Source organism: Flavobacterium sp., from assembly GCF_049318325.1.
Classification (GTDB): domain Bacteria; phylum Bacteroidota; class Bacteroidia; order Flavobacteriales; family Flavobacteriaceae; genus Flavobacterium.
Genome location: NZ_JBMOGQ010000160.1, coordinates 1 through 4,577 on the forward strand (window position 1 = coordinate 1; position 4,577 = coordinate 4,577).

The 4,577-nt window shown below is 33.9% G+C and carries 5 protein-coding genes; 3 read left to right on the forward strand and 2 right to left on the reverse strand.

Going from position 1 to position 4,577, the window contains the following annotated elements:
* Positions 1-165: 165 nt before the first annotated feature.
* Positions 166-1,236: a glycoside hydrolase family 53 protein gene (locus ACOYLP_RS10865; protein ID WP_422856191.1), complete on the reverse strand. Its 1,071-nt coding sequence runs from the start codon at positions 1,234-1,236 to the stop codon at positions 166-168.
* A 337-nt stretch (positions 1,237-1,573) separates the two neighbouring features.
* On the opposite strand from ACOYLP_RS10865, the gene ACOYLP_RS10870 reads away from it, so the two are divergent.
* Together ACOYLP_RS10870 and ACOYLP_RS10875 are read left to right on the forward strand one after the other, a co-directional pair.
* Positions 1,574-1,816, forward strand: a complete 243-nt coding sequence (locus ACOYLP_RS10870) for a type II toxin-antitoxin system ParD family antitoxin (protein WP_422856192.1) — start codon at positions 1,574-1,576, stop codon at positions 1,814-1,816.
* The gene (locus ACOYLP_RS10875) at positions 1,817-2,110 is read left to right on the forward strand and encodes a type II toxin-antitoxin system RelE/ParE family toxin (RefSeq protein WP_422856193.1); all 294 of its coding nucleotides are present in this window, start codon (positions 1,817-1,819) and stop codon (positions 2,108-2,110) included.
* Positions 2,111-2,299: 189 nt separating this feature from the next.
* Here the strand turns inward: ACOYLP_RS10875 and ACOYLP_RS10880 are convergent, their stop codons facing one another.
* Positions 2,300-4,045 (reverse strand): LamG-like jellyroll fold domain-containing protein, encoded by a 1,746-nt coding sequence (locus tag ACOYLP_RS10880; RefSeq protein WP_422856194.1) that lies wholly within the window; start codon positions 4,043-4,045, stop codon positions 2,300-2,302.
* Positions 4,046-4,165: 120 nt separating this feature from the next.
* Between ACOYLP_RS10880 and ACOYLP_RS10885 the strand changes: the two genes are divergently transcribed.
* Positions 4,166-4,435, forward strand: coding sequence for a helix-turn-helix domain-containing protein (locus ACOYLP_RS10885; RefSeq protein WP_422856195.1), 270 nt, complete (start codon positions 4,166-4,168; stop codon positions 4,433-4,435).
* Positions 4,436-4,577 lie beyond the last annotated feature (142 nt).

Sequence of the window (4,577 nt, forward strand, 5' to 3'; positions counted from 1 at the left end):
TTTGATTTACTTTTCGATTGCAAAATTGATTCTTGGCTTTTAATCAATTAGTAGCACAACAGTTTCTTTCTTTAGACTTATGCTCCCGCTGTTTATTATATCTTTTTCTTTTGCAAAGAAAAGGATGTCATTCCCATCGGGGCTATTTGGAGGTTTTGTTTTTCTTTACTCCGCAAAAGCATCCATAGCTGGTAACGCTCTATTGTTAAAGTCCCAAAGCGATTGGTTTTCCCACGGCGAACCATTAGTCGATTGATTACCTCTAAAAGCGACCCATTCTGTTCCCCAATAGCAAAACCCAAATCCTTGTTGGGTTTCTTTTATCTTTTCTTTTAAAGCAAGTAAATAGGCTTTTTGCCCTAAAGGCGTTGCGCTAAATAAAGGAATAATTTGATCGGTTGTCCCCAAAATATTATTGGTCCAGTCATTAAAACCTAAGGTAAAAGGATAAGAAGTCTCAGCGATAATTACTTTTTTATTATGGGTTTGACCTAACGTACTAATAGTAGATTTTACATCATCTAAATTTTTCCCATGCCAAATGGGGTAATACGACAATCCAATATAGTCATAATTTACCGTTGCCATTTTATTGTAAAACCAACTCGCATCAGTACCAATACCTGCATAGTGAAGCATGATTTTTGTTTTTGGCGCTTGGGTTCGAATGGTGTTACTGGCAATTGACAATAATTCTAAAAATTCATTTTCGTGAGTTGCTAAATCGGCTTTGGGCCACATAAAACCATTATTTATTTCATTTCCAATTTGAATAATATCAGGTCTAATTTCGGTCACTAACATTGACGTATAATTGGTAAAAGCAATTTTCAAATCGCTAAAGGATAAATTGGCCCATGCTGCTGGTATCGATTGCGTTCCCGGATCGGCCCAAGTATCAGAATAATGAACGCAAAGCCATACTTTCATGCCGGCATTTTTTACCCGTTGTGCTAATGCTTTTACTTCAGTAAAAGAAGAAAGATTTTCAGGAGAGTTATTCCAAATGCGAATACGAATGGTGTTACATCCTGCTTTTTTTAAAGTAAGTAATGCATCTTCCGATTGATTAGTAGCATTGAAGTATTGCGTGCCCTCATTCTCAATTAAAGGCAAAAACGACATATCGGCTCCTTTAATAAATACGTCTTGTGAAGTGTCATTAAACGAATTTTCATTAGAACATGAAAAAGAAAACAACAAAAGGGTACAATAAAAAATGGCTCTTATTTTCATGTTTCAAAATTACTTTAAATTATTAAAGAGTTTAAAAATAAAAAAACCTCTGAAAAGAGGAGTTTTCTGTACCTGCCAACCGAAACCATGATGATTGTTTATAGCAAAAGAAAATGTACCGCCTTTAACAGTTTCCTTTATTGTCTAATTTAGATTTGTAGTAATATTATATATGAAAAGAATAAAGTGAAACAAACCTTAGTGTATACAACCCATTTTGGATGGCTTTGCGCAAGTTTGTTTCGGGCATAAACGAGTTATGTGTGATTCGGAAAAAAATCGCAGTGAAATTTGGAGCGTTACCATTTTTTGGTAACTTAGCTGAAAATATAAACTTATGGGACGCAATACTTCAATATCTTTAGGTAATCATTTTGAAAGTTTTATAGAATCAACTGTTTCGAAAGGCCGTTTTAGCAACGCTAGTGAAGTTATTAGAGCTGGACTTCGCTTATTGGAAGAAGAAGAAAATCGAGTTATTGCATTGCGAAAAGCAATACAAGAAGGAATCGATAGTGGAATAGCAAAAGACTTTGAATCTAAAAAATTCTTAGAATCATTAAAGGCTAGAAAAAAATAAATGGCAAAATTTAGTTTTACCAATAGAGCTCTTGATGATCTAATAGAAATCTGGGATTATACTGTTGAGAACTGGTCTGAAAATCAAGCGGAGAAATATTATAATCTTATTATAGCATCTTGTTTAGATTTAGCCAATAATCCTGAATTGGGAAAATCATATAACATTGTTTCTCAAAATTTACTTGGCTTCAAATGCGGTGAACATATTATTTTCTTTCAGGAAATTGTAAAAAATGAAATTGAAATTGCAAGAGTTTTACATGGAATGATGGATTTGAAGAGCAAAATATAGACGAACCACACATAATAGTCGCTTCTCCCGAAAGTCCTTCTGACTTTCAAATGGGGTTTTGCACTTGAAATCATTAATAATAAATAATCGCAACTACTCCATGTCGCGGAACGTTAGCTAAAAGTTAATTCGCATGCTACTAACAAAAAAGCCACAGTTTCCTGTGGCTCAATTTTAACGTAACTAAGCTTATTGCAATATAATTTTTTTAATATCTACAATCTGACCTTGTGGGTTGATGATATGAACAAAGTACATTCCAGTTCCACCCCACGTTGCTAGTTGCATAGTGCTGTTGGTTCCAGAAGTAGTAATTGGAGTCGTTGCCACTTCTTGACCCAATGAATTAATAATTTTCAATGTTCCACCATTCAAATTGGTGATGTTGTTGAAACTGATGTTTATTTGAGAACTTGCAGGATTGGGAGCAATAGTAATATTATTTGCCCATGTAACAGGGTCATTGAAAGATAACTGCCCAACGTTTATGATAAGGGTGTCGGTTACAGTAATGTTTGTGATGCATTGGTTGACATTGTACAAGTTGGTTATTTCTTCTTGGGTTAGAGCACGATTCCATATACCTATGTCATCAACTTTTCCATTAAAAACGCTCAAGGGGTTGTTATTACTGTCTAAATGGTTGCTTCCGAAAAAAATAGGGCATTGTGTAGCAGGTTGATAATTTGATTGCAAAACAGAACTCACAAGAATCCCATTAACATATTCTCTGGATTCTGAGTTACTTCGGGTAAATGTTATATTATACCATGTACCTGAATTAAAATTACTACACAATTGATTTGATTGAAAACTATAATCAGAACCATCGAAATTTTGTAACCCAAAATTATTGTCATTATTAAATGTTCCTATTGAGAAACCATTCCAACCGCAAGTTGAAGCATTACCACTTCTAATAATTGGACCAATAGCATCGCAAAAACTAGTAATTGAATTAAACCAAATCGTCACAGTAAATTCAGGGTATAAAATATTAGGATTATTATTAACAATAATAAAATCATTCACACCATCAAAACTATAAGCACTATTTGCATTTCCAAATCTATCCGTTGTCAAGGTAGCACCGTTGTTAGTTCCATTATTACCATTACCACTTTCATCATTTGCGTTGCCACAGAATGGCCAATAACCAACAAGTCCTGTCGTAGGAACGTTGGCTGGCAAACATGCGGTTTGAGGCAAAGATGAGTTATATATGTTGGTTATTTCTTGCTCAGTTAAAACTCGATTCCAGATTCCTATATCATCTAGTTGACCTGTAAAGGAATATCCTTGACCAGCATATCCAATTAGCATTGGTAAACTTGGAATTGAAGTATTAGAAACAACTGTAGTATTAGTATAGAATAAATTGTTGTCAAGATACATTTTTACAAAAATACCATTGTTAAAGACGCAGACAAAATGATGCCAAACGTCAGCTGAAGGAATTTGATTAAGTGCATAATATCCAGTTAAATTTGAATTTGAACGAGGATACGTACTATGCCCATATTGCCCTGTACCAGCATCATACCTATATCCAACAGCAAAATTACAATCTAATATACTATTTGTAGGTGTGTTATTGGCAAAGAAAAATATATCCGCTTGACTTAAATTATATGTAGCCATTTTATACCAGCCCGAAAAAGTTACTGACCCCTGTAGTGATTGATTTGGAGCCTGAATGTATTGTCCATTGCCATTAAAACTATAAGCAGAATTAGACGCACCTAATCTATCAGTTGTCAAAGTAGCTCCATTAACCGTGCCATTATTACCATTTCCACTTTCATCATTGGCATTACCATTGAATGGCCAATACCCCACAAGACCGTTAGTAGGAACATAAGATGGAACTTGAGCAAAGAGTGTTTGGGTACTCAAAGCGGCACCCATCGCTAATAAAAGTATTATTTTCTTCATAATTGATAATTTTAAAATTAAAGACAAATATATAAAAATCTCTTAATATGGAGTAAATATATTTAGAGTTACATAATTTAAAGTCATTCTATTGATTTGCTCTACAAAAAGAGGAAAAAAATGACACCAAAGAATAGTAGAAACAAAAAGTCAGAAACAGACAATAATGAAAGAATTTATCTAAAAAAAATAGGGGAGCGATTAAGATATTTCAGGAAAAAAGCAGGCTATACTAACTCTGAATATTTTGCTTACGAAAACAATATTAGTAGACCTCAATATGGTAAATATGAAGCTGGTGCGAACATACAATTAAATACACTTATTAAAATTTTAAATGCTATGAATGTGTCATTAGAAGAATTTTTCACTGGTTTTAATGAATTTTAGAAAAACTTAAAAAAAATCTCTGGAGTCGACTAACAAAATAATTTGATTAAACCTTAAAAGAAAATGCTCCTCGGTTGAGGAGCACTTTGTACCCGGAGCCGGAGTCGAACCGGCACGGTTTCCCACAGGTGTTTGAGACCAG

Coding starts and splice junctions, on each gene's coding strand:
- ACOYLP_RS10875 (WP_422856193.1), top strand. CDS start 1,817: ATGGCAAAATTTAGTTTTACCAATAGAGCTCTTGATGATCTAATAGAA.
- ACOYLP_RS10870 (WP_422856192.1), top strand. CDS start 1,574: ATGGGACGCAATACTTCAATATCTTTAGGTAATCATTTTGAAAGTTTT.
- ACOYLP_RS10865 (WP_422856191.1), bottom strand. CDS start 1,236: ATGAAAATAAGAGCCATTTTTTATTGTACCCTTTTGTTGTTTTCTTTT.
- ACOYLP_RS10880 (WP_422856194.1), bottom strand. CDS start 4,045: ATGAAGAAAATAATACTTTTATTAGCGATGGGTGCCGCTTTGAGTACC.
- ACOYLP_RS10885 (WP_422856195.1), top strand. CDS start 4,166: ATGACACCAAAGAATAGTAGAAACAAAAAGTCAGAAACAGACAATAAT.